General features: G+C 60.2%; 24 protein-coding genes. 15 read left to right on the forward strand and 9 right to left on the reverse strand.

Going from position 1 to position 26,333, the window contains the following annotated elements; translation table 11 throughout:
* Positions 1–125 precede the first annotated feature (125 nt).
* The 5 genes from flgB (at position 126) to QRN46_RS13070 (ending at position 5,799) form a co-directional block, all read left to right on the forward strand.
* Positions 126–533: a flagellar basal body rod protein FlgB gene (flgB, locus tag QRN46_RS13050; RefSeq protein ID WP_007960328.1), complete on the forward strand. Its 408-nt coding sequence runs from the start codon at positions 126–128 to the stop codon at positions 531–533.
* A gap of 3 nt (positions 534–536) precedes the next feature.
* Positions 537–980: a flagellar basal body rod protein FlgC gene (flgC, locus tag QRN46_RS13055; RefSeq protein WP_007960329.1), complete on the forward strand. Its 444-nt coding sequence runs from the start codon at positions 537–539 to the stop codon at positions 978–980.
* Positions 981–995: 15 nt separating this feature from the next.
* Complete coding sequence (flgD, locus tag QRN46_RS13060) at positions 996–1,724, forward strand: flagellar hook assembly protein FlgD (RefSeq protein WP_011335508.1); 729 nt, start codon at positions 996–998, stop codon at positions 1,722–1,724.
* A 30-nt stretch (positions 1,725–1,754) separates the two neighbouring features.
* On the forward strand, positions 1,755–3,086 hold the full coding sequence (gene flgE, locus QRN46_RS13065) for a flagellar hook protein FlgE (RefSeq protein WP_011335507.1): 1,332 nt from the start codon (positions 1,755–1,757) through the stop codon (positions 3,084–3,086).
* 295 nt (positions 3,087–3,381) lie between these two features.
* The gene (locus QRN46_RS13070; RefSeq protein ID WP_285355072.1) at positions 3,382–5,799 is read left to right on the forward strand and encodes a beta strand repeat-containing protein; all 2,418 of its coding nucleotides are present in this window, start codon (positions 3,382–3,384) and stop codon (positions 5,797–5,799) included.
* A gap of 159 nt (positions 5,800–5,958) precedes the next feature.
* Here QRN46_RS13070 and QRN46_RS13075 read toward each other — a convergent pair whose 3' ends face one another.
* Positions 5,959–8,853: a ribonucleoside-diphosphate reductase subunit alpha gene (locus tag QRN46_RS13075; protein ID WP_011335505.1), complete on the reverse strand. Its 2,895-nt coding sequence runs from the start codon at positions 8,851–8,853 to the stop codon at positions 5,959–5,961.
* 736 nt (positions 8,854–9,589) lie between these two features.
* Here QRN46_RS13075 and QRN46_RS13080 point away from each other — a divergent pair.
* Positions 9,590–10,312, forward strand: coding sequence for a response regulator (locus QRN46_RS13080; RefSeq protein WP_201816000.1), 723 nt, complete (start codon positions 9,590–9,592; stop codon positions 10,310–10,312).
* The gene (locus tag QRN46_RS13085; protein WP_285355075.1) at positions 10,309–11,919 is read left to right on the forward strand and encodes an ATP-binding protein; all 1,611 of its coding nucleotides are present in this window, start codon (positions 10,309–10,311) and stop codon (positions 11,917–11,919) included. Before QRN46_RS13080 ends, QRN46_RS13085 begins: the two co-directional genes overlap by 4 nt.
* Before the next feature lie 6 nt (positions 11,920–11,925).
* Here QRN46_RS13085 and QRN46_RS13090 read toward each other — a convergent pair whose 3' ends face one another.
* Positions 11,926–12,651 (reverse strand): 4'-phosphopantetheinyl transferase family protein, encoded by a 726-nt coding sequence (locus QRN46_RS13090; protein ID WP_285355077.1) that lies wholly within the window; start codon positions 12,649–12,651, stop codon positions 11,926–11,928.
* A 92-nt stretch (positions 12,652–12,743) separates the two neighbouring features.
* A complete protein-coding gene (locus tag QRN46_RS13095) occupies positions 12,744–13,535 on the reverse strand; it encodes a dienelactone hydrolase family protein (protein ID WP_285355079.1) in 792 nt (263 codons plus the stop codon).
* A 140-nt stretch (positions 13,536–13,675) separates the two neighbouring features.
* On the opposite strand from QRN46_RS13095, the gene QRN46_RS13100 reads away from it, so the two are divergent.
* The 4 genes from QRN46_RS13100 to QRN46_RS13115 all read left to right on the forward strand — a co-directional run bounded on the left by QRN46_RS13100 (position 13,676) and on the right by QRN46_RS13115 (position 17,610).
* Entirely contained in the window at positions 13,676–14,281 is a 606-nt protein-coding gene (locus QRN46_RS13100) for a hypothetical protein (RefSeq protein WP_285355081.1), read from the forward strand.
* Positions 14,282–14,385: 104 nt separating this feature from the next.
* Entirely contained in the window at positions 14,386–15,063 is a 678-nt protein-coding gene (locus tag QRN46_RS13105; RefSeq protein ID WP_011335499.1) for a response regulator transcription factor, read from the forward strand.
* Positions 15,060–16,406, forward strand: coding sequence for an ATP-binding protein (locus QRN46_RS13110; RefSeq protein ID WP_221615381.1), 1,347 nt, complete (start codon positions 15,060–15,062; stop codon positions 16,404–16,406). The genes QRN46_RS13105 and QRN46_RS13110 overlap by 4 nt, the downstream gene beginning before the upstream one ends.
* 148 nt (positions 16,407–16,554) lie before the next feature.
* Positions 16,555–17,610 carry a hypothetical protein gene (locus QRN46_RS13115; RefSeq protein ID WP_201815973.1) on the forward strand — a complete coding sequence of 352 codons (1,056 nt, stop codon included), beginning with the start codon at positions 16,555–16,557 and terminating at the stop codon, positions 17,608–17,610.
* Positions 17,611–17,650: 40 nt separating this feature from the next.
* On the opposite strand, the gene QRN46_RS13120 is transcribed toward QRN46_RS13115, so the two are convergent.
* Positions 17,651–18,646, reverse strand: a complete 996-nt coding sequence (locus tag QRN46_RS13120; RefSeq protein ID WP_201815969.1) for an AraC family transcriptional regulator — start codon at positions 18,644–18,646, stop codon at positions 17,651–17,653.
* A 353-nt stretch (positions 18,647–18,999) separates the two neighbouring features.
* Between QRN46_RS13120 and QRN46_RS13125 the strand changes: the two genes are divergently transcribed.
* A complete protein-coding gene (locus QRN46_RS13125; RefSeq protein WP_007957758.1) occupies positions 19,000–20,334 on the forward strand; it encodes a dicarboxylate/amino acid:cation symporter in 1,335 nt (444 codons plus the stop codon).
* 145 nt (positions 20,335–20,479) lie between these two features.
* Complete coding sequence (locus QRN46_RS13130; protein WP_011335495.1) at positions 20,480–21,661, forward strand: CaiB/BaiF CoA transferase family protein; 1,182 nt, start codon at positions 20,480–20,482, stop codon at positions 21,659–21,661.
* Position 21,662: 1 nt separating this feature from the next.
* Here QRN46_RS13130 and QRN46_RS13135 read toward each other — a convergent pair whose 3' ends face one another.
* Positions 21,663–22,157, reverse strand: a complete 495-nt coding sequence (locus tag QRN46_RS13135) for a SprT family zinc-dependent metalloprotease (RefSeq protein ID WP_007957760.1) — start codon at positions 22,155–22,157, stop codon at positions 21,663–21,665.
* Between the two features lie 158 nt (positions 22,158–22,315).
* On the reverse strand, positions 22,316–22,918 hold the full coding sequence (locus tag QRN46_RS13140; RefSeq protein WP_007957761.1) for a Yip1 family protein: 603 nt from the start codon (positions 22,916–22,918) through the stop codon (positions 22,316–22,318).
* 289 nt (positions 22,919–23,207) lie between these two features.
* Here QRN46_RS13140 and ttcA point away from each other — a divergent pair, with 289 nt between their 5' ends.
* Both ttcA and QRN46_RS13150 read left to right on the forward strand, forming a co-directional pair.
* The gene (ttcA, locus tag QRN46_RS13145; protein ID WP_011335493.1) at positions 23,208–24,032 is read left to right on the forward strand and encodes a tRNA 2-thiocytidine(32) synthetase TtcA; all 825 of its coding nucleotides are present in this window, start codon (positions 23,208–23,210) and stop codon (positions 24,030–24,032) included.
* Between the two features lie 68 nt (positions 24,033–24,100).
* A complete protein-coding gene (locus QRN46_RS13150) occupies positions 24,101–24,775 on the forward strand; it encodes a DNA-3-methyladenine glycosylase I (protein ID WP_085683575.1) in 675 nt (224 codons plus the stop codon).
* A gap of 129 nt (positions 24,776–24,904) precedes the next feature.
* On the opposite strand, the gene QRN46_RS13155 is transcribed toward QRN46_RS13150, so the two are convergent.
* From QRN46_RS13155 to arsC, 3 genes are read right to left on the reverse strand one after another with little or no spacing between them, the layout of a single operon-like run.
* Positions 24,905–25,330: a DUF2069 domain-containing protein gene (locus tag QRN46_RS13155; protein ID WP_039772886.1), complete on the reverse strand. Its 426-nt coding sequence runs from the start codon at positions 25,328–25,330 to the stop codon at positions 24,905–24,907.
* Between the two features lies 1 nt (position 25,331).
* Positions 25,332–25,928, reverse strand: a complete 597-nt coding sequence (gene wrbA, locus QRN46_RS13160) for an NAD(P)H:quinone oxidoreductase (RefSeq protein ID WP_011335490.1) — start codon at positions 25,926–25,928, stop codon at positions 25,332–25,334.
* Positions 25,925–26,278 carry an arsenate reductase (glutaredoxin) gene (gene arsC, locus QRN46_RS13165; protein WP_011335489.1) on the reverse strand — a complete coding sequence of 118 codons (354 nt, stop codon included), beginning with the start codon at positions 26,276–26,278 and terminating at the stop codon, positions 25,925–25,927. The genes wrbA and arsC overlap by 4 nt, the downstream gene beginning before the upstream one ends.
* Positions 26,279–26,333: the final 55 nt, after the last annotated feature.

The raw sequence follows: 26,333 nt of genomic DNA on the forward strand, positions 1-26,333 counted from the left end.
CGCTTTTCTGGCATTGCCGCGTTGCCGTTTCCGCGCAAGGCCCCGTAATCCGGGGCTTTCTCAAACTGGCACGACGCTTGCTATAACCCTGTTACGAAAAATCCGGTCACCTGAAGGTTCCCGACATGAGCATCAGCTTCGATAAAGCGCTCGGCATTCACGAAAAGGCTCTGGGCTTCCGCGCCCAGCGTGCCGAAGTGCTGGCCAACAACATCGCCAACGCCGACACCCCGAATTACAAGGCGCGGGATCTGGAGTTCTCCAAAGTGCTCGAAGCACAGAGCCAGAAGAACGCCAACGGCACCATCGCCCTGAACATGACCAACAGCCGTCACATCGAAGCTGAAGGCCTGGGCAATGGCGACGAGTCGCTGATGTATCGCACGCCGATGCAGCCGTCGATCGACCAGAACACCGTGGACGCCCAGCTGGAACAGTCGAACTACGCGGAAAACGCCGTCGGCTTCCAGGCCAGCTTCACCCTGCTCAACAGCAAATTCAAAGGGCTGGTGTCAGCCCTGCGCGGAGAGTAATCCATGTCCCTGTCCAGCGTTTTCAACATTGCCGGCAGCGGCATGAGCGCCCAGACCACCCGTCTCAACACCGTGGCCTCGAACATCGCCAACGCCGAGACCGTTTCGTCGAGCATCGACCAGACTTATCGCGCCCGTCACCCGGTGTTCGCCACCATGTTCCAGGGCGGCCAGAGCGGCGGCAGCAATTCGCTGTTCCAGAACCAGGACGCAGCCGGTCAGGGCGTGCAGGTCATGGGTGTGGTCGAAGACCAGAGCAACCTCGAAGCGCGCTACGAGCCGAATCATCCGGCGGCCGACGCCAAGGGCTACGTCTACTACCCGAACGTCAATGTGGTGGAAGAAATGGCTGACATGATTTCCGCGAGCCGGTCGTTCCAGACCAACGCCGAAATGATGAACACCGCCAAAACCATGATGCAGAAAGTGCTGACCCTCGGTCAGTGATAAGGGGCGACTGCCATGAGTGTTTCCGATACCACCAGCAGCCTGACGATGAAGGACATACTGGCCAACTCTTCGAAGAAGACCAGTAGCACTACCACCGGCGGCATTGCTTCGGCCACCAATAGCGCGACCGGCGGTCAGGCGCTTGGAAAGGACGCGTTCCTGCAACTGCTGGTGACCCAGCTGAAGAACCAGAACCCGCTGGACCCGCAGGACAACAGCGCATTCGTTGCCCAGTTGGCGCAGTTCAGCAGCCTCGAGGGGATCACCACCCTCAACAGCACCGTCAGTTCGCTGGCCGGCAACTACAACTCGTCGCAAGCCCTGCAGGCTTCGTCGCTGGTGGGCCGCAACGTGATCGTGCAGACCAACACCGCGCAACTCGATGATCCGAGCAAAGGCCTGACCGGTACGGCGACTGTTCCGTCGTCCATCGCCGGCGGTACCGTGACCATTACCGACAGCAGCGGCAAAACCGTCCGTACCATCGATCTGGGCAGTCGCGCTGCCGGTCCTGCCAGCTTTACTTGGGACGGCAAGGATTCGTCCGGCACCCTGGTGCCAGTCGGTACTTACACCTTCAAGGCCAACGCGTCGATCAACGGCACCGCGACGGACCTGGCAACTTATCTGCCGGCCACCGTCAACAGCGTGACGATCAGCCAGACCGGCGGCGAGCTGATGCTCAACCTGTCCGGCAAGGGCACGGTCGCCCTGTCCAAAGTACAAACCATTGGTATATAGAGCCGATTAACCGGCACAAAGGAGTGGAATATGTCTTTCAATATCGGCCTTAGCGGTCTCTATGCAGCCAACAAACAACTGGACGTGACTGGCAACAACATCGCCAACGTCGCGACCGCCGGTTTCAAATCCTCCCGCGCGGAATTCGAAGACGTGTACTCGTCGACTCGACTGGGCAGCGGCAGCAAGGTCATCGGCAACGGTGTGCGCCTGGCCAACGTTTCCCAGCAGTTCACCCAGGGTGACATCAACAACACCGGCAACGTGCTGGACATGGGCATCAACGGTTCCGGTTTCTTCACCATGAGCAACAACGGCTCGATTTCCTACACCCGTGCCGGTACGTTCAAGGTCGACAACAACGGCTTTATCACCAACACCGACTACACTTCGCGCCTGCAAGGTTACGGTGTGGACTCCAACGGCAAGATCATCAACGGCGTGTTGACCGACCTCAAGATCGACACCTCGAACCTGGCGCCGAAGTCGACTTCGTCGGTGACGTCGACGATCAACTTGAACTCGTCGGAGAAGCCGATCGACCAGACTGCTTTCCCGTTCGATCCGTCCAAGCTCGAGTCCTACACCAAGCAGTTCAGCACCCCGATCTATGACACCCAGGGCAACTCCCACGTCATGGATCAGTACATGGTGAAAACTTCCGACAACACCTGGAAGGTTTACACCCTGGTAGACGGGCGCAACCCGGACGCAACCGGCAGCAACCCGGTCACTACGCCACCAGTCGCGTCGACCCTGACCTTCGACAGTTCTGGCAAGTTGCTGCAGGTCAGCACGCCAAGCACGTTGCCGGCTCCTGCACCGAACCCGATCATCAGCAGCGACCTGAAGCTGACTGGCTGGGTACCGGGAACCGTGACCAACGGCGTCTTCACCCCTAACGGTGCGGCAGCCAACCCGGCAGGTGTGACCATTTCCCTGGCCAAGACCACTCAGTACAACGCTGACACCGCGCGTTCGATCCCGACTCAGGATGGTTACGCCACCGGCCAGATCACCAACCTGACCATCGACGGCACCGGCACGCTGTTCGCCAACTTCAGTAACAACCAGAGCAAGGCCATCGGCCAGGTTGCACTGGCCAGCTTCACCAACGAGCAAGGCCTTCAGCCGATCGGTGGCACCGGCTGGAAAGAGACTTTCGCATCGGGTGTCCCGGGTTACGACGCGCCGAAAACCGGTACGTTGGGTGAGGTTGTGTCGAACTCGCTGGAAGAGTCGAACGTCAACCTGACCAATGAACTGGTAGACCTGATCAAGGGCCAGAGCAACTATCAGGCGAACGCCAAGACCATTTCCACCCAGAGCACCATCATGCAGACCATCATTCAGATGACTTGATTGGGGTTTAGTACGCTTCACTGAAAACCGACGCCCTTGGGCGTCGGTTTTTTTTGCCCGTTATCAGGCTTCCTTCAAATCACCTACCGTTCGTCGGCCACAGTGGTGCAGTAATTGCACACTCGCCGAATAGAGAGAGCGTGCGCGTCAAACTTTCATAGGTCATGAAGACCTCTGGTTAGCGGACGGTTAAACGTCACATAAATGATCATGCTCAAAGCGCATAGGTTCTAAAGAGGCGATTCTGCAGCGTTGCGTTGACTATCGATTCATCCCACAAGGCAAGGAAGAAACAATGGCGGTTATAAACGGAACATCGGGTACGGACACATTGGTAGGCACGTCAAGTGCGGATGAGTTATTTGGGTTTGCAGGGAACGACTCGTTGAGTGGTGGCGAGGGTAACGACCTGCTGGATGGCGGGGCTGGTGCGGACATCTTGAATGGCGGGAACGGTATCGATACCGCGTCCTATGCCAACTCGACAGCTGGGGTTACGGTCAATCTGGCTACCGGAACAGGTGTTGGCGCAGACGCCCAGGGGGATACGCTGACCTCCATTGAGGCAGTGATCGGCTCGTCCTTCAATGACGTTCTGACCGCGCAAACTTCAGGCAATACCCTGAACGGTGGTGCTGGCGATGACATCTACTACATCAACGGCACCGGGGTGAATGTCATCGAAGCCGCGGGTGGCGGTGATGACGAAGTGCGCACGATCATGCTCAACCAGACACTGGCGGCCAACGTCGAGCGCCTGACCTACGTCGGCACCGGTAGCTTCACCGGTTACGGCAACGCCTTGGACAACGTCATTACCGGTGGTGTCGGTAACGACTACTTGTTTGGCGGAGCGGGTGCTGACCAGTTCATTGGTGGTGCCGGCAACGACATCGTGAGCTATGGCGACAGCGGAGTCGGGGTGACGATCAACACCAAGACCGGTGTGAACACCGGTATCGCCGCAGGCGATACGTATGTGGGGATCGAAGCACTTCAGGGCTCAGGTAGCAACGACACCTTTATCAGTGGTGAAGCGGCGGATCAGTTCTACGGTTCGGGCGGTACCGACACCATTGATTATTCCGGCTCGTCCAGCGGCGTGACGGTGAGCCTGGTCGGCGGCGTTGCGGGTGTGGGTGGTGATGCTCAGGGCGACAAGCTGTGGGAGTTCGAAACTGTCATCGGCTCGTCTTTCAATGACGTCCTGACTGCGCAAACCTCAGGCAACATCCTGAACGGTGGCGCTGGCGATGACATCTACTACATCAACGGCACCGGGGTGAATGTCATCGAAGCCGCGGGTGGCGGTGATGACGAAGTGCGCACGATCATGCTCAACCAGACACTGGCGGCCAACGTCGAGCGCCTGACCTACGTCGGCACCGGTAGCTTCACCGGTTACGGCAACGCCTTGGACAACGTCATTACCGGTGGTGTCGGTAACGACTACTTGTTTGGCGGAGCGGGTGCTGACCAATTCTTCGGTGGCGATGGTTTTGACACGGTCAGTTACGGCGACAGTGCGGCGGGTGTGACCATCAACACCAAAACCGGCGTGAATACCGGTATCGCCGCTGGCGATACATATAACGGTATCGAACAGATCCGGGGTTCCAGTTACGGCGATATCTTTGTCGGGAGTGCCGGCGTGGATCGTTTTGATGGTGGCGATGGCAACGACATTCTCAGCTTTGCGGGCGAAAACTCTGGCGTCACGCTGGATCTCAGCGCTGCGCTGCTTACCGGTATTGCGGCGGGGGATTTCTACACGTCGATCGAGGCATTCCAAGGCTCTGCTTATGCCGATACTTTCACCGGCTCTAACGCATTAAGGGAAAGCTTTATCGGTGGCGGAGGCGCGGATACATTGATTGGGGTGGGGCGAGGAGACTCGGCCTGGTACGTCAACAGTTCCAGTGCTGTGCAGGTCAATCTTCTGACCGGCACTGGTGTCGGCGGCGATGCTCAGGGTGATGTACTCACCAATATCGATAACCTGGTGGGCTCAGCCTTCAATGACACCCTGACCGGTAATGGCTACGCCAACATGCTGGAAGGGGGTGACGGTAACGACATCCTGTATGGCGGTGATGGCAGCGACACGCTGTACGGTCATAGCTTCACCAATACGGGGGCCCTGGCTGTACCGTTCGCGACGGATAACCAGGCTGACATCATTTATGGCGGTAATGGCGATGATTACATCATTGGCTATGTGCGCGATGTCGGTTCTGTCTTCTATGGTGAGGCTGGCAATGACAACATTACGGTCATTTCAGGTGTCGCCGACGGCGGCGATGGTAACGATACGTTGATGGGCCTGGGGCACGGTTATGAACTGCGTGGCGGTGCGGGCGCGGATAAGTTGTACCTGAGTGCGTCGGGTGATGCTTACGGCGGCGAGGGCAGCGATTCGTACTTCGTGTCCTCCAAAACCATGGTCGCGATTTTCGATGAGGGCACTACGGGTATCGATATTGTGACTCTGAAAAATATCCAGAGCTTCAATGATGTCCGCATCATGTCAAACGATCAGGGCGTCTACATCTTCAATGCTGTTGACGTACAGAATGGCAACCTGGACTCGGGGCTGTTCCTGAAGGACTGGAACAAGGGGGGCAACACCATTGAAACCTTCTACACCAACAACGGCGATTCCTTCACCATTCCGGTGGTAGGACAGGCATCGGCCGAGCTGTCGATGGTCTGACGGCAAGTCGCTACTCGCAAAAACGGCGAACCTGTGATTCAGGGTTCGCCGTTTTTTTGCCTGGAGTTTTTCACCGGTCAAAAGAAAACCCCCGACAAACCAGAAGTCTGTCGGGGGTTTCTCGGATCAGGCGTTTCGCAACGCCCGATTCAGCTCAGCTTATTGGCAAGCTTCGCAATCCGGCTCGTCGATGGCGCAAGCCTTCGGTACTGGAGCAGGGCCGGCAGGGGCTGCCAGGACCGAGTCGTCGCCGTGGTTGCCGCCGCTGGATACAGCGTTCAGCTTGCCGGTGTTGATGGTCGACTTCTCGGTGCTGGTCGCGGCCAGGGCACGGAGGTAGTAGGTGGTTTTCAGACCACGGTACCAGGCCATGCGGTAGGTCACGTCCAGCTTCTTGCCCGATGCACCAGCGATGTACAGGTTCAGCGACTGGGCCTGGTCGATCCACTTCTGACGACGGCTGGCGGCGTCAACGATCCACTTGGTGTCCACTTCGAACGCGGTCGCGTAGAGCTCTTTGAGTTCTTGCGGGATGCGCTCGATCTGCTGAACCGAACCGTCGTAGTACTTCAGGTCGTTGATCATGACCGAATCCCACAGACCGCGAGCCTTCAGGTCGCGAACCAGGTACGGGTTGATCACGGTGAATTCGCCCGACAGGTTCGATTTCACATACAGGTTCTGGTAAGTCGGTTCGATCGACTGCGATACGCCGGTGATGTTGGCGATGGTCGCGGTCGGTGCGATGGCCATGATGTTCGAGTTACGGATGCCTTTCTGTACACGGGCGCGAACCGGTGCCCAGTCCAGGGACTCGGTCAGGTCGACGTCGATGTACTTCTGGCCACGTGCTTCGATCAGGATCTGTTGCGAATCCAGCGGCAGTACGCCTTTGGACCACAGCGAACCCTGGAACGTCTCGTACGAGCCGCGCTCGTCGGCCAGGTCGCAGGACGCCTGGATCGCGTAGTAGCTGACCGCTTCCATCGACTTGTCGGCGAACTCGACGGCAGCGTCGGAACCGTAAGGGATGTGCTGCAGGTACAGCGCGTCCTGGAAGCCCATGATGCCCAGACCGACCGGACGGTGACGGAAGTTGGAGTTCTTCGCCTGCGGTACCGAGTAGTAGTTGATGTCGATCACGTTGTCGAGCATGCGCACCGCAACGTCGATGGTGCGCTTGAGCTTGGCGGTGTCCAGCTTGCCGTCGACGATGTGGTTCGGCAGGTTGATCGAGCCCAGGTTGCAGACCGCGATCTCGTCCTTGTTGGTGTTCAGGGTGATCTCGGTGCACAGGTTCGAGCTGTGGACCACGCCGACGTGCTGCTGCGGGCTACGCAGGTTGCACGGGTCCTTGAAAGTCAGCCATGGGTGGCCGGTTTCGAACAGCATCGACAGCATCTTGCGCCACAGGTCTTTGGCCTGGATGGTCTTGAACAGCTTGATCTTGCCCGGGTATTCGGTCAGGGCTTCGTAGTACTCGTAGCGCTCTTCGAAGGCCTTGCCGGTCAGGTCGTGCAGGTCCGGAACTTCGGATGGCGAGAACAGGGTCCACTTGCCGTCATCGAAGACGCGCTTCATGAACAGGTCAGGAATCCAGTTGGCGGTGTTCATGTCGTGGGTACGACGACGGTCATCACCGGTGTTCTTGCGCAGCTCGATGAACTCTTCGATGTCCATGTGCCAGGTTTCCAGGTAGGCACACACAGCGCCTTTGCGCTTGCCACCCTGGTTAACGGCGACGGCGGTGTCGTTCACTACTTTCAGGAACGGAACCACGCCTTGCGACTTGCCGTTGGTGCCCTTGATGTACGAACCCAGCGCACGAACCGGGGTCCAGTCGTTGCCCAGGCCACCGGCGAATTTCGACAGCATGGCGTTGTCGTGGATCGCGTGGTAGATGCCCGACAGGTCATCCGGCACGGTGGTCAGGTAGCAGCTCGACAGTTGAGGACGCAGGGTACCGGCGTTGAACAGGGTCGGGGTCGAAGCCATGTAGTCGAACGAGGACAGCAGGTTGTAGAACTCGATCGCACGGTCTTCTTTCTGCTTCTCTTCGATCGCCAGGCCCATGGCCACGCGCATGAAGAAGATCTGCGGCAGTTCGAAACGCACGCCATCCTTGTGGATGAAGTAACGGTCGTACAGGGTCTGCAGGCCGAGGTAGGTGAATTGCTGGTCGCGCTCGTGGTTGATCGCCTTGCCCAGTTTTTCCAGGTCGAAGGAGGCCAGCACAGGGTTCAGCAGTTCGAACTCGATACCTTTGGCCACGTAGGCCGGCAGGGCCTTGGCGTACAGGTCGGCCATTTCGTGGTGAGTGGCGCTCTCGGCCACGCCCAGGAAGCCCAGGCCTTCGGCGCGCAGGGTGTCCATCAGCAGGCGGGCGGTCACGAACGAGTAGTTGGGCTCGCGCTCGACCAGGGTACGGGCGGTCATTACCAGAGCGGTGTTGACGTCGTTCAGGGCCACGCCGTCGTACAGGTTCTTCAGGGTTTCGCGCTGGATCAGGTCGCCGTCGACTTCGGCCAGGCCTTCGCAGGCTTCGGTGACGATGGTGTTCAAGCGGCCCATGTCCAGCGGCGCGAGGCTGCCGTCGGCGCGGGTGATGCGGATCGACGGGTGCGCCTGTACCGGAGCTTCGGCGGTGGTGCGGGTGGCGCGTTCCTTGGAGCGGGCATCGCGGTAGATCACGTAGTCGCGAGCCACTTTCTGCTCGCCGGCACGCATCAGGGCCAGTTCGACCTGGTCCTGGATTTCTTCGATGTGGATGGTGCCGCCCGATGGCATGCGACGCTTGAAGGTCGCGGTGACCTGTTCGGTCAGGCGGGCAACGGTGTCGTGGATTCGCGACGAAGCGGCAGCGGTGCCGCCCTCAACTGCGAGAAACGCTTTGGTGATAGCGACGGTGATCTTGTCATCGGTGTAAGGAACGACAGTGCCATTACGCTTGATCACGCGCAGTTGACCAGGCGCGGTGGCGGCCAGATCCGAATTCGAATCGGCGGCCTGCGGCAAGGTGCCCTGCGGGTTCTCGCGAGTTGTGTCGGTTTGCATGGGGGGTGATCTCCACATTCTCTATGTTTGTTTGGGCACCATCATGGTGCTCACCGTTCTGGTCCGAAGCACTACAACCGACGGGCGTCGGGCATAACAACTTCGGATCAGTAGGAAAAAGGCTAATGACGCCGCATCCTTGCCGAAGTTTTCGGCCGCGAGCCAAGGCTCGAGCCGGGTTACTTCCAGGGTGACAGTAACGACTGCAACACCCGTACCGTTCCGGTCGTTGCCAACCTGAAAAACGGTGCCATCCGCAAGTGCGGTTTGGGCTTTGAAAAACTTGCTTGGTTCAACCGGAAACCGGCAATAAAGCACTTGAGTTTCAGGTCTGAAATGTGGTTGGGCTCTAGAACGAAAAACCCTATATGTAGGGGGTCTCTTTGCGCCGTGCTACAAGATAATGCGTTTCGAGGGGGCTTGCAACGTACGAGCTGTGGATAAACCTGTGCGTAAATTGTGTAAGAAACCAGGAATTCCCGTGTAGGCCGCTAACCTGCTGAGCTAGACCGTTTGTCACTGTTTTTTCGCCGGGAAAAACGCTTCAGCGGATTTTTAAGGGCGCGAACCCTATCACAAAAATCCGCCTTGTCCGAACGCATTTACCGACTTGTGTTCTGGCTGTACGCCGTTTATACAATCGGCCCATGCGCACGCATTCTTATCCTCCTTAAAGATGACAAAAAGACGGGAGGATCCTTCCTTTATAAGCAGCATCGGCAAGCAGAGGTCACCCGTGGAGCAAGAAGCCTGGCAGGTATTGATAGTCGAGGACGACCAGCGTCTGGCCGAACTGACCCGTGAATACCTGCAAGCCAACGGATTGCGCGTGGAGATCGAAGGCAACGGCGCGCTGGCGGCGGCGCGGATCATCAAGGAGCAGCCGGACCTGGTGATCCTCGACCTGATGCTCCCCGGCGAAGACGGCCTGAGCATCTGCCGCAAGGTTCGCGATCGCTACGACGGGCCGATCCTGATGCTCACCGCGCGCACCGACGACGCCGACCAGATCCTCGGCCTCGACCTCGGTGCCGACGACTACGTCTGCAAACCGGTACGCCCGCGACTCTTGCTGGCGCGAATCCAGGCGCTGCTGCGACGCAGTGACACACCGGAGCCGGCAGCGGGCAATCCGCGTCGGCTGCAATTCGGCCCGCTGGTGGTGGACAACGCCTTGCGCGAAGCGTGGCTCAGCGACAGCGGCATCGAGCTGACCAGTGCCGAATTCGATCTGCTCTGGCTGCTGGTGTCCAACGCTGGACGGATCCTGTCCCGGGAAGAAATATTCACCGCGTTGCGCGGTATCGGCTACGACGGCCAGGACCGTTCGATCGATGTGCGCATCTCGCGCATCCGCCCGAAGATCGGCGACGACCCCGATCACCCGCGCCTGATCAAGACCATTCGCAGCAAAGGCTACCTGTTCGTACCGGAAGCCTGTGTAGAACTGCCGCTGTGAATTCGATCTTCCTGCGCATCTATGGCGGCATGTGCGCGGCGCTGATTCTGGTGGCGGTGCTCGGCGTGCTGGCGCTGCACCTGCTCAACCAGGTGCGCAGCGAGCAATACCGCGAGCGTCTGGCCCACGGCACGTTTTCGCTGATGGCCGACAACCTGCAGCCGATGAACGAAACCGAGCGCCATCGCGCCTTGCTGGTGTGGGAGCGGCTGCTCGGAATTCCGCTGGCATTGAAAACCTTTGCTCAGACCGATCTCGACCTCACCCAGCGCACTCGCGTGCAGCGCGGCCAGGCCCTGGTGGAGCAGACCGGGCCGCATGCGGCCAAGGTCTATCGGCTGGTCAGCGACAAGGAGCAGCTTGTGCTGGTGGGCGAGGTCCAGCAAATCAGCGAGCAACTGGCCCGGGCGACCATTTACCTGTTGGCCGATGAGCTGGTGCGGGTGCCGGTGGGCGAGCAACCCAAACGCCTGGCGCAATTGAAGGAAGAAAAAGGCTTTGGCTTTGATTTGCGGCTGGTCACCGTCAGCGACGCGGACATGGACGAAGACCAGAGCCGTCGGGTATCCGAAGGCGATACGGTGATGGCGCTGGGCAAGGGCGGCGATTCGATCCGGGTGTTCGCCGGGATGGTCGGCACGCCGTGGGTGCTGGAAATCGGGCCGCTGTATCAGATGAACCCGTACCCGCCGGAATGGCTGGTTTTGATCGCCGCCCTCGGCCTGACCCTGATCGGCCTGATCGTCTATTTATTGGTGCGCCAGCTCGAGCGGCGTTTGCGTGGACTCGAAGCTGCGGCCACGCGCATCGCCAAAGGCAGTCTGGAAACCCGGGTGCCGGCCCGGGGTGCCGACTCGGTGGGCAAACTGGCGGCGGCGTTCAACGGCATGGCCGAGCACTTGCAGCAGTTGCTCGCCATTCAGCGTGAACTGGTGCGCGCGGTGTCCCACGAACTGCGCACGCCGGTGGCGCGCCTGCGTTTCGGGCTGGAGATGATCGGCTCGGCCACCACCCCGCAGGCGCTGGAAAAATACCGCGAGGGCATGGACCACGACATCGAGGACCTCGATAAGCTGGTCGACGAAATGCTCACGTACGCCCGGCTTGAGCAGGGCTCACCGGCGCTGACCTTCCAGCGCATCGATCTGGATGCGCTGGTCAATCAGGTGATCGAAGAGCTGGCGCCTCTGCGTGCCGAAGTCACGGTGCAACGCGGTCTGTGCCTGTCGGCGGCGGATTGCGATGACGCCTGGGTCGAGGCCGAGCCGCGTTACCTGCACCGCGCCTTGCAGAATCTGGTGAGCAACGCCATGCGCCATGCGCGTTCGAAGGTCACGGTCAGTTATCAGGTCGGGCAGATGCGTTGCCGGGTGGATGTCGAGGACGACGGCCCCGGCGTGCCGGAAACCGCCTGGGAGAAAATCTTCACGCCGTTCCTGCGTCTGGACGACAGCCGCACCCGGGCGTCCGGCGGACACGGGCTGGGCCTGTCGATCGTGCGGCGGATCATCCACTGGCACGACGGCCGGGCGCTGATTGGCAAGAGCAAGAGCCTGGGCGGGGCGTGTTTCAGTCTGAGCTGGCCGAGGAATCAGGAGCGGCGCTGAAACTGCTTACGGCTGGATGCTGACCAGGCTCAGCAACTGCCCGTCCTGCACCCCGAACTGTGCGTCCAGTTCGCTGCCGCTGCGCCATTCGCCGGACAGATCCGTCAGCAGCCGCAGCCGTACCTGACCCTGTTCATTCCATTCCAGTACCTCGGCGTGTTCGAAGTAGAAGCGCTGCTGCACGATCGGGTACAGCGCCTTGAACAGGCTTTCTTTCACCGAAAAGGTCAGGGTCACCCAGAGCGCGATCTGATCCCGGGAGCCGGCGGCCATGCGCTGCAATTCCGGCGGGGTCAGGATCTCTCCGGCCAGTCGCTCGGCGCGTTCGGCGTTGAGCAGGTTTTCCAGGTCCATGCCCAGCCCGCGCCAGTGCTGTTTGTTGGCGACAATCGCCGCCGCGCGGCCGGTGCTGTGGGTGATCGAGCCGCAGATGTGCGCCGGCCAAATGGGCGCGCGATCCTCGCCGATCGCCGGAACGCAGCTTGTGCCCTCCAGCTCCTGCAACGCGGCCCGGGCGCAAATCCGCCCGGCGAGGAATTCCGCCTGCCGCTTGGCCACCGAACGCTGAATGCTCGGTGGTGGCTCGATGGCGCTACGACGAAAGTCATCGGCGAGCAGTTGCGACGGGTCGAAATGGGTGCTCAGCAGCACGGTATGAGGCAAGACCGTCGGCAGCGGCCAATGGGCATCGAGCGGGGTGCAGCAGGCGGGGAGGAAAGGGCTGGCAGTCATGTCGGGCATTTTGCCGGGTTGTCTTCGGGCTGGATAGTGCAGAGGAAGTGATCGTTCCCACGCAGAGCGCAGGAACGATCGGTTAACCGGAATCAGCCAAAGATTTTCTTGAAGAACGCCTGCATGTCCGACCAGGATTTTTCATCGGCGGCCTTGTTGTAGCCGATATCCGGGCCACCGTGATCGCCGTGGCTCAGGCGATCCGCGTCAGGATTGCTGAAGCCGTGCTTGGCACCGTCGAGGCTGACGAATTGATAGTCGGCGCCGGCCTTGTCCATTTCCGACTTGAACGCCGTGACGTTGTCCGGGGTGACCATGCTGTCCAGCGCGCCGTGTTCGACGAGGACTTTCGCCTTCACGCTGCCCGGCGTAGCCGGAGTCTTGGTGGCCAGCGCACCGTGGAAGCTCACCACGCCGGCCAGCGGCACACCCTGACGCGCCGCATTCAGCACCACGCCACCGCCGAAGCAGTAACCGATGGCGGCGATTTTATCCCTGTCGGTCTGCGGCTGTTTCTTCAACAGATCCAGCCCGGCCTGAAAGCGCTTGCTCGCTGCATCGGCGTTCTGCGTGGCGGCTTGCATGAAGGCCATCGCGTCTTTCGGGTGCTCGGTGTTCTTGCCTTCACCGTACATGTCGATGGCCAGCGCGCTGTAGCCGAGCCCGGCAAGGTCCCGGGCGCGGCGCTTGGCGTAGTCGTTCAGGCCCCACCATTCATGCACCACCACCACGCCGGGGCGCGGGCCCTTGATCGCGTCGTCGTAGGCGTAGTAACCGATCAGCTTGGTGCCGTCGGCGCTCTGGTAGGGGATTTCCTCGGTCTTGATCGCAGCCTGGCTGAGGCTGCTGAAGACGAGCAGGGCGAGGGTCAATAGCAGGCGCATGATCGTGTCTCCGGACAATAAAGGGTCAAAACAGCCTAGTTCATTTCATTCAGGCCAGGTTCAGAGAGCGTTCAGGGGCGGTACAGGGGAGGGTCAGTAACCTTGCGCCATACCCGAAGAGCACAACTGAGGAACACTCAATGACTCGTTTGAACAAACTGCTGCTGGCTTTCACCGTCATGAGCGCGAGCATCGCCGCTCATGCCGACACCACCACCAACTTCGCCGGCCTGACCTTTGGCCAGACCAGCGACAAGATCAAAAAATCCAACGCCCTGAACGACAACCTCGGCCACCCGGACGCCACTGCGGCCATTGACGGCAACAACACCTACGGCCTGCGCCTGGGTCAGCAAAACAACCAGGGTCGCTACTACGCCACCTACGACAACGTGTCGGGCTCGCACAATGGCATTAAACTGCGCCAGGAAAACCTGCTGGGCAGCTACGATCTGTTCTACCCGGTGGGCGGCAGCACCAAGCTGTTCGGCGGTGCCACGGCCGGTCTGACCAAGTTGACCCAGGATTCGCCGGGCTACAGCCGCGACAGCGACATCGGTTACGCGGTCGGCGGTCAGTTCGGTGTGCTGCAACAAGTCTCGCAGAACACCTCGGTCGAACTCGGTTACCGTTACCTGCGCAGCAACGCCAGCACCGAGATGAAAGAGAGCGGCGGCAGCAAGCAAGGCTCGCTGGACTTGACCAGCAGCGCCCAGACTTACCTGTCGGCCAACTACGCTTTCTAAGCGATTGGCGTCAGGCCCGCGCCGGGTCGTCCTTCGAGGGGCGACCCGGCGCAGCCATGTGAGGCGAAAGCCTTTGGAGTTGTCGATTTACCCGGGAGAGCGTCATGAAACTGTTGGTTGTCGAAGATGAAGCGCTGTTGCGCCATCACCTGCAAACCCGCCTGACGGAGAGTGGTCACGTGGTTGAGTCCGTGGCCAATGCCGAAGAGGCGTTGTACCAGACCGGGCAATTCAACTTTGACCTGGCGGTGATCGACCTTGGACTGCCGGGCATGAGTGGCCTCGACCTGATCCGCCAGCTGCGCTCGGGCGGCAAGACGTTTCCGATCCTGATCCTCACCGCGCGCGGCAACTGGCAAGACAAGGTCGAAGGTCTGGCAGCCGGGGCTGACGATTATCTGGTCAAGCCGTTCCAGTTCGAAGAACTTGAAGCGCGACTCAATGCCTTGCTGCGCCGCTCCAGCGGTTTCACCCAGTCGACCATTGTCGCCGGCCCGCTGTTGCTCGACCTCAATCGCAAGCAGGCGACCCTCGACGAGCAACCGCTGGCGCTGACCGCCTACGAATACCGGATTCTCGAATACCTCATGCGTCATCACCAGCAAGTGGTGCCCAAGGATCGGCTGATGGAGCAGCTGTACCCGGATGACGACGAGCGCGATCCGAACGTGATCGAAGTGCTGGTCGGCCGTCTGCGTCGCAAGCTCGAAGGCCCGGCCGGGTTCAAGCCGATCGACACCGTGCGCGGCCTCGGTTACCTGTTCAATGAGCGTTGCACTTGATCCGTTCCCTTCGCGTCCGGCTGATGCTCGCCGCCACCACCCTGGCGGTGTTGTTCATGCTCGCCTTGCTCCCGGCGATGCAGGGCGCTTTCAGCCTGGCGCTGCAGGACTCGATCGAGCAACGGCTGGCGTCCGATGTCACCACGCTGATCTCCGCCGCACGGGTTGAAAACAACCGCTTGATGATGCCGGCACAGTTGCCCGACGAGCGCTTCAACCTCACGGACAATCGCCTGCTCGGCTACATCTATGACCGCGAAGGGCACCTGGTCTGGCGCTCGAAGGGCACCCAGGAAGAGAAGATCAACTACACGCCGCGCTACGACGGCCTCGGCAACGAGTTCGCGCGGATCCGTGAAACCAACGGCCAGGAATTCTTCGTCTACGACGTTGAAGTCAAACTGCTCGGCGGCAAGAGCGCGGCCTTCAGCATCGTGGCCCTGCAACCGGTGCGCGAATACGAAACCACCCTCGAAGGGCTGCGGGAAAATCTCTACCTCGGTTTTGGCGCAGCGTTGCTGGTGCTGCTCGCACTGCTGTGGATCGGCCTGACCTGGGGCCTGAAAGCCTTGCGCCGGCTCAGTCAGGAGCTCGACGAAATCGAAGGCGGAACCCTAGAAAGCCTCAGCGAACAACACCCGCGCGAACTGCTGCGCCTGACCGGTTCGCTCAACCGCCTGCTGCACAGCGAACGCCAGCAACGCAGCCGTTACCGCGACTCCCTCGACGATCTGGCCCACAGCCTGAAAACCCCGCTGGCGGTGTTGCAAGGCGTCAGCGAAGACATGGCACAGCGCCCCGAAGACCGCGATCAGGCCTGGGTGCTGCAAACCCAGATCGAACGCATGAGCCAGCAGATCGGCTACCAGTTGCAACGCGCCAGCCTGCGCAAAAGCGGTCTGGTGCGCCATCAGGTGCGCCTGCGCCCGGTGCTGCAAAGCCTGTGCGACACGCTGGACAAGGTCTACCGCGACAAACACGTACGCGTCGCCTTCGATCTGCCGGAGCATTGCTATGTGCCGATCGAGCAGGGCGCCTTGCTGGAAATGATGGGCAACTTGCTGGAAAACGCCTACCGCCTGTGTCTGGGCGAAGTGCGCATCAGCGTGCGTGAAAGCCATTCCGGAATGGAGCTGTGCATCGAAGACGACGGCCCCGGCGTACCACCGGATCAGCGCGCACGGATTCTCGAACGCGGCGAACGCCTGGACCGCCAGCACCCGGGGCAGGGCATCGGGCTGGCGGTGGTCAAGGACATCATCGAGAGCTACAGCGCGAAATTGACGCTGGGGGATTCACCGATGGGTGGGGCGGCGTTCAGGATTCATTTCCCGGCTGTGTGAAGCCGAGTCTCTTTCAGGTGGCGCCGGGGTTATGGCCATTCATCGCCACTGTCAGATCTGACAGTGGTTCATTCCGCGTATTTCCAACACTCTGTTTTTGTCCATCATGGGATCGAGCCGTGATGCTTTCGGAACAGGGAGACTGGAAATGGTTGCGTTCATCACTGCTCAAGAACAGAAAAAAATTGTTCAGGCGAAGCGCCGACGCAGAATTGATCTTCCTGCATCTTCGATTGATGGAGCGAAGAACGGAGTGATTCCCCTTACTGTGTCGAGTAAGGACATGACATTTCGAATTCCTTATTTTTCAGGACAAAAGGTCGGGGCACCTTTGGTTGCTCATGTTCGTACGAGATATTCGTCGTCGGATTGGGCGAACGTCACAACCATCACGACGGCTGATAAGGATACGACTCTCGTCATACCCGCCAATCGTGCGATTGACCTCAGAGGCCAACCTCTGGAACTCTCCTACGACTATTTATTCATTGATCCTCCCTTTTCACCCAAGACCTTGTATCTGGCTGAGGGCGTGATTTATTGGCCTGAGTTGGATGAGGTCGAAGGCACTCGCATCTCTTCGGAATTGGCTGACAAGGGGGTGAGTCTAAGGATCAGGGCGTCAGATGCGCTCTCACCTGGTGCACTGGTTGCCCTTTTCTGTCATGGGTCTGATTGCGAGTCCAGTTGGGTCAAGTACTTTCGGATCGAGGCGAGTGATGCAGGCAAGGACGTCATAATTCCTGTTGAACCCCGTCACCTGAAGGCGAACAAGTATGGCCATGTTGCGTTTGTATACACCGTGAACAATGGTGGGCAGCAATGGACCAGTCCCGTTTCGGAGTTTCAAGTTGAAGGTGACTTGCGGAGCCCGGTTCCTGACCATGGCTCGTTGGGAGCCTTCGAGAGTGGCCGTCTTGAGATAATCGATGAAAGTGGAAAGACTCCAATCACGCTCCGCACTCACGGAATGAGTATCGGAGATGTACTTACCTTTGTTTTTTGGGGGAGTGCCGTCGGAACCGTGTATGCCTTGCAACAGACATTGGGAGCGCACCAGATCGGTAAGGATCTGAAAATCAGGGCTCCATACAGGCCTGATCAGTTAGGCGGTGCCGCCAAGGCTTTCAGCATTGTCGAACGGGCGTCGGGAGGTGCCGTTGGCTCTCCATTGATGTGGCTTTCTGTATCGACAAACAGATAATCAACGCTTGGAGCTTCGGCCCATCGGCTTGTATTGATACTCACGCCTGCGCCCGATAAGCCCCCGGCGTCAGCCCCGTCCACTTCTTGAACGCCCGATGAAACGCCGACGGCTCGGAGAAACCGAGTTGTTCGGCGATCTGTTGCAACGACAGATCCGCGCGCCCCAGGTGATAAATCGCGATGTCCCGGCGCAACTGATCCTTCAATTCCTGAAAACTGGTGCCTTCCTCGCGCAAATGCCGGCGCAGGGTTTGCGGGCTGATGTGCAGGTGCGCCGCCACCGCTTCGAGGTCCGGCCAGCGTGCGCTGTCATGGCTGAGCAAGCGACGCAGCCGGCTGCTCAGGCTGTTGCCGTCGTCCGGGCGGGACAGCAGGTCGGCGGGGGAGCGTTCGAGGAAATGCTTGAGGGTGCGTTCGTCCTGCAACAGCGGCATGTGCAGATAGCGACTGTGAAACACCAGGCTGCTTTGCGCTGCCGAAAATTCCAGCGGGCAGGAAAACAGCAGGTCGTATTCCGCCCCGTGCGCCGGTTTCGGGTAGCTGAAGCTCGCCTGTTCCAGACGAATCCGCTGGCCGATCAGCCAGCTGCCGAGGCGATGCCAGATCACCAGCAGGCTCTCGCTGAGAAAGTGATCCGGGTCCCACAATTGCGCATCGTCGAGACTCAGGCGCACCCATTCGTCTTCATGGGTCAGGGTCAGACGCGGAGCTTCGGGGAATAGGCTATAAAACAATAAGCCGCGTTGCAGAGCCTTTTCCAGGCTGCGGCAATGAATGATCGCGTGGCACATCATGGCGAAGCTGCCGGGTTTGCTCGGTGCGTTGCCAAAACCCAGGTATTCGTCGTCCAGGGCCAGCCACAAGTTCTGGATCAGTTGGGTGAATTGTTCCGGGGCGATCCGCGCGCGCGGCTCGTCGAGCAGTTCGGGGCTGATACCCAGTTGCTGCAGCAGGTCCGAATAGTCGTAACCCGAGCGCCCCGCGCCACCGAGGGCGGCGCGGGCAAAGTGACTGGCGATGGTGCGTTCGCGCATGGGCGGCAGATCCTTCCTCGGGCGACCGATGGTAGCTGCTGCCTTTGATCGGTAACAAGGCGGATTTCCGCCAAATTGTAGGACGAGGTCGGGCGAGTTGGCGGAAATCCGCCACACTTGAGTCACCGAATGGTGACACAGAAAAAGCCGTATCCCCTGATATCAAAAGGCTTGCAGCGATTTGCACCAAAGTGGCACGACGTTTGCGATAAGAGCGACAGAAGCGTGCGCCGAGCCGGTCCGGAACAGCGCCGTTCGACACAACAAATCCCTCCAGTGCAGGAGGGTTCGCAATTCAGGTGTCGCGTTCAACAGATGGATGTTGCCGCGCGGGACTCTTGAGGAACTTTGCAATGACGACTCGTCAGCCACTGTACAAATCCCTGTATTTCCAGGTGATCGTCGCAATCTGTATCGGTATTGCGCTCGGCCACTACTACCCGCAGTTCGGCGTGGCCGTAAAGCCGCTGGGTGACGGGTTCATCAAACTGATCAAAATGATCATCGCCCCGATCATCTTCTGCACCGTGGTCAGCGGCATCGCCGGCATGCAGAACATGAAATCGGTCGGCAAGACCGGCGGCTACGCACTCCTGTACTTCGAAATCGTTTCGACCATCGCACTGCTGGTGGGCCTGATCGTGGTCAACATCGTGCAACCGGGCAACGGCATGCACATCGACGTCAGCACCCTCGACGCCTCGAAAGTCGCGACCTATGTTGCTCAAGGCGCAGACCAGAGCGTTGTCGGCTTCCTGCTCAACGTGATCCCGACCACCATCGTCGGCGCGTTCGCCACCGGTGACATCCTGCAAGTGCTGATGTTCTCGGTGATCTTCGGTTTCGCCCTGCACCGCCTGGGTGCCTACGGCAAGCCGATCCTGGACTTCATCGATCGCTTCGCTCACGTGATGTTCAACATCATCAACATGATCATGAAGCTCGCGCCCATCGGTGCCTTCGGTGCGATGGCGTTCACCATCGGTGCCTACGGTGTCGGCTCGCTGGTACAGCTGGGTCAACTGATGATCTGCTTCTACATCACTTGCCTGGCGTTCATCCTGATCGTGCTCGGCGGTATCGCCCGCATGCACGGTTTCAGCGTGCTGAAAATGATCCGCTACATCCGTGAAGAACTGCTGATCGTGCTGGGTACTTCCTCTTCGGAATCGGTACTGCCACGCATGCTGATCAAGATGGAGCGTCTGGGCGCGAAGAAATCGGTGGTAGGTCTGGTGATCCCGACCGGCTACTCGTTCAACCTCGACGGCACCGCAATCTACCTGACCATGGCGGCCGTGTTCATCGCTCAGGCGACCGACACCCACATGGACATCACTCACCAGATCACCCTGCTGGTGGTGTTGCTGCTGTCCTCCAAAGGCGCCGCCGGTGTGACCGGTTCGGGCTTCATCGTGCTGGCGGCCACCCTGTCGGCGGTAGGTCACCTGCCGGTGGCCGGTCTGGCGCTGATCCTGGGTATCGACCGCTTCATGTCCGAAGCCCGTGCCCTGACCAACCTGGTCGGCAACGCCGTTGCCACCATCGTTGTGGCCAAGTGGGTCAAGGAGCTGGACACCGACGTGCTGGACGCCGAGCTGGCCTCGGGCGGTCGCGGTATCGCCGATACCCGTCCTGAAGATGACCTGGGCGTGGCCGAAGGCCCGACCCCGAGCAATGTGAAGTAAGCATCGCTTGAATGGAAAAACCCGCTTCGGCGGGTTTTTTCTTGCCTGCTGTTTGAGCGCAACGGTCAGCACAACTGATGCATCCGGTAATTGCCCCATCGCCGAGGGCTGCCTAGGCTGCATGCATCGTTGATGGAGATTGCCCATGTCTGCACCGTTGGCCTCACTGAAGATTCTGGATTTCTCGACCCTGCTGCCGGGGCCGTTCGCCTCGCTGCTGCTGGCGGACATGGGCGCCGAAGTGCTGCGCATCGAGTCGCCGACCCGTCTCGACCTGGTGCGGGTGTTGCCGCCCCACGATCACGGTGGCTCGGCCAGTCACGCTTATCTCAATCGCAACAAGCGCAGCCTGGCCCTGGACCTCAAGCAGCCCGAGGCGCTGGAGCTGGTGAAGCAGTTGCTGGTGGATTACGACATCGTGCTGGAGCAATTCCGACCCGGAGTGATGGAGCGCCTGGGGCTGGGTTACGAGACGCTGAAGGCGATCAATCCGAAGCTGATTTATGTGTCGATTACCGGTTACGGCCAGACCGGGCCGTACAAGGATCGCGCCGGCCACGACATCAACTATCTGGCGCTGGCCGGGCTCTCCAGTTACACCGGCCGCGCCGACAGCGGGCCGTTGCCGCTGGGCATGCAGGTGGCGGATGTCGCCGGCGGCTCGCTGCACGGGGTGATCGGCCTGTTGGCAGCGGTGATTTCCCGTCAGCAAACCGGGCAGGGCACCCATCTGGACGTGAGCATGACCGACTGTGCATTCAGCCTGAATGCCATGGCCGGTGCCGGGTATCTGGCCTGCGGCGAGGAGCCGGGCTGGGAAGATCAGATGCTCAATGGCGGCAGCTTCTACGATTACTACCGCTCCCGCGACGGGCGCTGGATGTCGGTGGGCAGTCTGGAACCGGCCTTCATGCAGCAACTGTGTGCGGCGCTGGGCCGGCCGGAACTGGCGGCGCAGGGTTTGTCGCCCAAACCCGAGCAGCAGCGGGCGCTCAAGGACGCCTTGAAGGTCGAGTTCGAGAAGCATGACTTTGCTGAACTGTGCGAGCTGTTCGCCGCGATCGACGCCTGTGTCGAACCGGTGTTGAACCTGGGCGAGGCGGTGCAGCATCCGCAATTGCAGGCGCGGGAACTGGTGACTCAGGTGCCGCGTGGAGATGGTTCGGCGCAGGCGCAGATCGCTTGCCCGCTGAAGTTTTCCAAGGCGTTGCCGGCGCCGCGGCATGTGGGGGCAGCGCTGGGGCAGCATACGGATCAGGTGTTGGGGGAGTTGGGCTTGAGTGTTGAGCGTATTGCCGAATTGCGGCGAGCCAAAGTGATCGCCTGACTTACTCGACCCGCATCTCGCCACTGAACACCAGCGTGTTCCGGCATCGGCGGCACAGATAGCGCCGCCCCTGCCGGACCAGACTATGGCGCTGCGCCGAAAACGGAAAATCGCTATCCGCACACGGGCATTTATAGATGTAGCGCGTCACGCTGCGCCGTTTGACTTCATAGGTATGGCAACGGTCCGGCGGCAATTCGTAAACGCCGCGCATGATCAGTTGCCACTCCTCGCCGTGGGGCTGTATGCGGTCGCCGAACAGTTGATGGGCGATCAGGTGCGCAACTTCGTGGGCCACGGTCTGCTTGAGGAAATGTTCGGTGTTCTCCCGGTACAGCTGCGGATTGAAGCGCAGCAGGTTCTCGTGCAGATGCGCGACTCCGGCTTTTTGCCCGCGCAGCTTGAGGCTCACCACGGGGCGTTTGAAGGGACGTTTGAAAAAGGATTCAGCGAGTTGGAAACAGTCTTCGACGCGGGTATTGAGTTGCTCGGGCATGCTTGATGGATCTCCAGAGATTTGGAGTATGCCGCAACCTTTCGGCGTTGCGTATCGCCAAACTGCCGAATGGTCGCGACGTTTATTCAAGGCATGAGAAGGCCGCCTTGCGGCGGCCTGTGTTGGCGGATCTTGTTCTTCTCGAGACGAACCGGTCGCTAGTTGGTGTAGACGGGCCCCACGCCCAGTCCCCAGACAATCACAGTAAACGCCATGATGGCGACCAGCACCACCAGCCCCACCGCCAGCACCGAGCTGGAAAACAGGAAGCCCTCGTCGGACGGAATGTTCATGAAGGTCGGCAGCCCCACATACAACAGGTACACCGTGTAGCAGATGGCCGCCGTGCCGACGATCATCCCCAGCCACATGTGCGGATAGAGCGCCGCCAGCCCGCCGACGAACAACGGTGTCGCGGTGTAGGTGGCAAATGCCACGCAACGGGCCAGGCTCGGGTTGGCGTCATACGTGCGGGCCATCCAGTGCACGAATGCACCCATGACCGCGACCCCGCCGAGCATTGCCAGATAAGACATGATCGTCATCCACAACGCGCTTTCGACGGTGAGCATCACCGGTGCGCGGTTGCCGATCACCCAGCCGACCTGAGTCGTGCCGATAAATGCCGAAACAGCGGGGATCGCCGCCAGAATCAGTGTGTGCGTCAGGTACATGTGGCTGATGCTTTCTTCCTGGTCGCCACGGATTTCCTTCCATTCCTGATCGGGGTGGGTAAAAAGTCCCACTACGTGATGGATCATGCCAGTCACTCCTCTCGTTATTGCCATCGCCCCCCAGCGGAGCGCCTACGGGCCAATGCGGCCGAGCAAATACAGGTCTTCAGATTGTGTGCGACCTTATGTCGCAGTATAGAAAGGTCTTAACCGCACAGGTGGTAGGGGCTTAGAGCAAATCGCGCTGTAAAACTTCGGGGTAATCGCGTCGGGGTCTGTGCAAACGGGCATTCGAGGGGGCGACAACCTGTGGCCACAAGCCAAGTGTTTTTGCGTAAAATGCCCGCCTTTCGTCACACCTCACGGATTTCGCGTCATGGGCACTCTTACGGTCAACCAGAACAAACTGCAAAAGCGCCTGCGCCGCCTGGCCGGCGAAGCCGTCACCGACTTCAACATGATCGAAGACGGCGACAAGGTCATGGTCTGCCTGTCCGGGGGCAAGGACAGCTACACCATGCTCGACGTGCTGATGCACCTGCAGAAGGTTGCACCGATCAAGTTCGAGATCGTCGCCGTGAACATGGACCAGAAGCAGCCGGGTTTCCCCGAGCACGTGCTGCCGGCCTACCTGAAAGAGCTGGGCATCGAGTACCACATCGTCGAGAAGGACACCTACTCGGTGGTCAAGGAGCTGATCCCGGAAGGCAAGACCACCTGCTCGCTGTGCTCGCGCCTGCGTCGCGGCACGCTGTACACCTTCGCCGACGAAATCGGCGCGACCAAAATGGCCCTCGGTCATCATCGCGACGACATCGTCGAGACGTTCTTCCTCAACATGTTCTTCAACGGCAGCCTCAAGGCCATGCCGCCGAAGCTGCGCGCCGATGACGGGCGCAACGTGGTGATCCGTCCGCTGGCCTACTGCAACGAGAAAGACATCCAGGCCTACTCGGACTTCAAGCAATTCCCGATCATCCCGTGCAACCTCTGCGGTTCCCAGGAAAACCTGCAACGCCAGGTGGTCAAGGAAATGCTCCAGGACTGGGAACGCAAGACCCCGGGCCGCACCGAAAGCATCTTCCGCAGCCTGCAGAACGTGATCCCGTCGCAACTGGCTGACCGTAACCTGTTTGACTTCACCAGCCTGAAGATCGACGAGACGGCGGCTTCGCGTTTCGTCAATGTGGTGAACCTGTAAGTGATCTGATCGCTCGAAAGAAACGGCGCTCGCGGGCGCCGTTTTCAATTCATTTTTTAGGAGAGGGCATGCGCGACTACAAGTGGCTGCACGAATACTGTCTGAACCGCTTCGGTTCGGCGGCTGAACTGGAAGCCCATCTGCCCGTTCCCAAGACCCCGGCGCAACTGCGCAAGATCAGCGACGACCGTTATCTCTCGACCATGGCCCTGCGGGTGTTCCGTGCCGGGCTCAAGCACAGCTTGGTGGACGCCAAGTGGCCGGCCTTCGAGGAAGTGTTCTTCAAATTCGACCCGGAAAAGGTCGTGCTGATGAGCGCTGAACACCTTGAGCGATTGATGCAGGATGCGCGGATCATCCGTCACCTGGGCAAGCTCAAAAGCGTGCCGCGCAATGCGCAGTTCATTCTGGACGTCGAGAAAGAGAAGGGCAGTTTCGGCGCGTTGCTGGCCGACTGGCCGGTGACCGACATCGTCGGCCTGTGGACCTACCTGAAAAAGCACGGCCATCAATTGGGCGGGCTGTCGGCGCCACGGTTTTTGCGGATGGTCGGCAAGGATACGTTTGTGCCGAGCTACGACGTGGTCGCGGCGTTGAATGCACAGAAGATCGTCGACAAGGTGCCGAGCAGTCTGCGGGATCTGGCGACGGTGCAGAACGCGTTTAACCAGTGGCATGAAGAGAGCGGTGGACGGCCGATGAGCCAGATCTCGATGATGCTGGCGTACACCGTCAATCATTGACTCTAGGGTGATCGTTCTCACGCTCTGCGTGGGAATGCCGCCCGGGACGCTCTGCGTCCCTGAGACGCGGAGCGTCTCTTGATGCATTCCCACGCGGAGCGTGGGAACGATCTTGGAGTTGGAGCGCAGTCAGGCGACGGAGATTTCGCCTTCGCCCGCCAGTTTGCGGTTCAGCTGATACCGCCACCGCACATACAACAGCGCCGAGCAGAACACCGCCAGACTGGCAATCATCTCCAGCACGCCAAACAGCTGTCGGCTCGGGTCATATGCGGCCAGTGCGCCCTTGATGAAATACAGATTCACCACAAAGCACATCCACGAATGCCCGCGTGCGCTACCCATGATCATGCCTGGTGCGAGCACGATCCACGGGATCAGCTCGATCAGCAGAATCACCCACGGCCGCGCGCCGTGCAGGTCGGCGAACACCAGGTAATACGCGGCGAGCAGTCCGGCAAGGCCGAAAAAGCACAGCAGACTGATCACCCGCATCGCCCGCACTCGTGGTTCCAGCCACTCGACGGCGGGCAGGACTTTCGGCTTTCTGGCCATCTCAGTTCCCCAGTTTCCGGGCCGTATTGGCCAGGCGTGCACCGAGGGCTCGGCACAGCGCCACTTCGTGCTGATCGAGGCCGCTTTTGCCGTCGGCCCCGGCGTGATGGCTGGCGCCGTACGGCGTGCCGCCGCCCTGCGTTTCCAGCAGCGCCGACTCGCTGTAAGGCAGGCCGGTGATCAGCATGCCGTGGTGCAGCAGCGGCAGCATCATCGACAGCAGGGTGGTTTCCTGACCGCCGTGCAGGCTGGCGGTGGAGGTGAACACCCCGGCCGGCTTGCCGACCAGCGCGCCGGTCAGCCACAGGTTGCTGGTGCCGTCGAGGAAGTATTTGAGCGGCGCGGCCATGTTGCCGAAACGGGTCGGGCTGCCGAGGGCCAGGCCGGCGCAGTTCTTCAGGTCATCCAATGTGGCGTACAGCGCGCCTTCATCCGGAATGTCCGGCGCCACGGCTTCGCACTCGGTGGAGATCGCCGGCACGGTGCGCAGGCGCGCTTCGAGGCCGGCCTGCTCGACGCCACGGGCAATCTGCCGGGCCATCTCGTTGGTCGAGCCGCTGCGGCTGTAATACAGAACCAGAATGTACGGCGCACTCACGGCAGCAGCTCCAGGATCTGCTCCGGTGGACGGCCGATGACGGCTTTGTCGCCGGCTTCGAGAATCGGTCGCTCCATCAGCTTTGGATGGGCCGCGATCGCTTCAATCAATTGTTTCTCGGTGAGACTGGCATCGGCCAGATTCAAGGTCTTGTACTCGTCTTCGCCGGTGCGCAGCAGTTGCCGTGCGCTGATGCCCAGCTTGCCGAGCAGGGCCTTGATCTGCGCAGCATCCAGCGGGGTTTCGAGGTAGCGCACCACGTTCGGCGTCAGGCCACGGGCTTCGAGCAGTTCGAGCGCACCGCGGGATTTCGAGCAGCGCGGGTTGTGATAAAGCGTCAGATCGGTCATGGGCGGGTCGCTTATTGCGTAGAGTGGCGGCTATTCTAACTGTGCAGCGCGCAAT

Origin of the sequence: Pseudomonas sp. lyk4-R2A-10 (assembly GCF_030209075.1) — a bacterium.
In the GTDB taxonomy this organism is placed as follows: domain Bacteria; phylum Pseudomonadota; class Gammaproteobacteria; order Pseudomonadales; family Pseudomonadaceae; genus Aquipseudomonas; species Aquipseudomonas glycinae.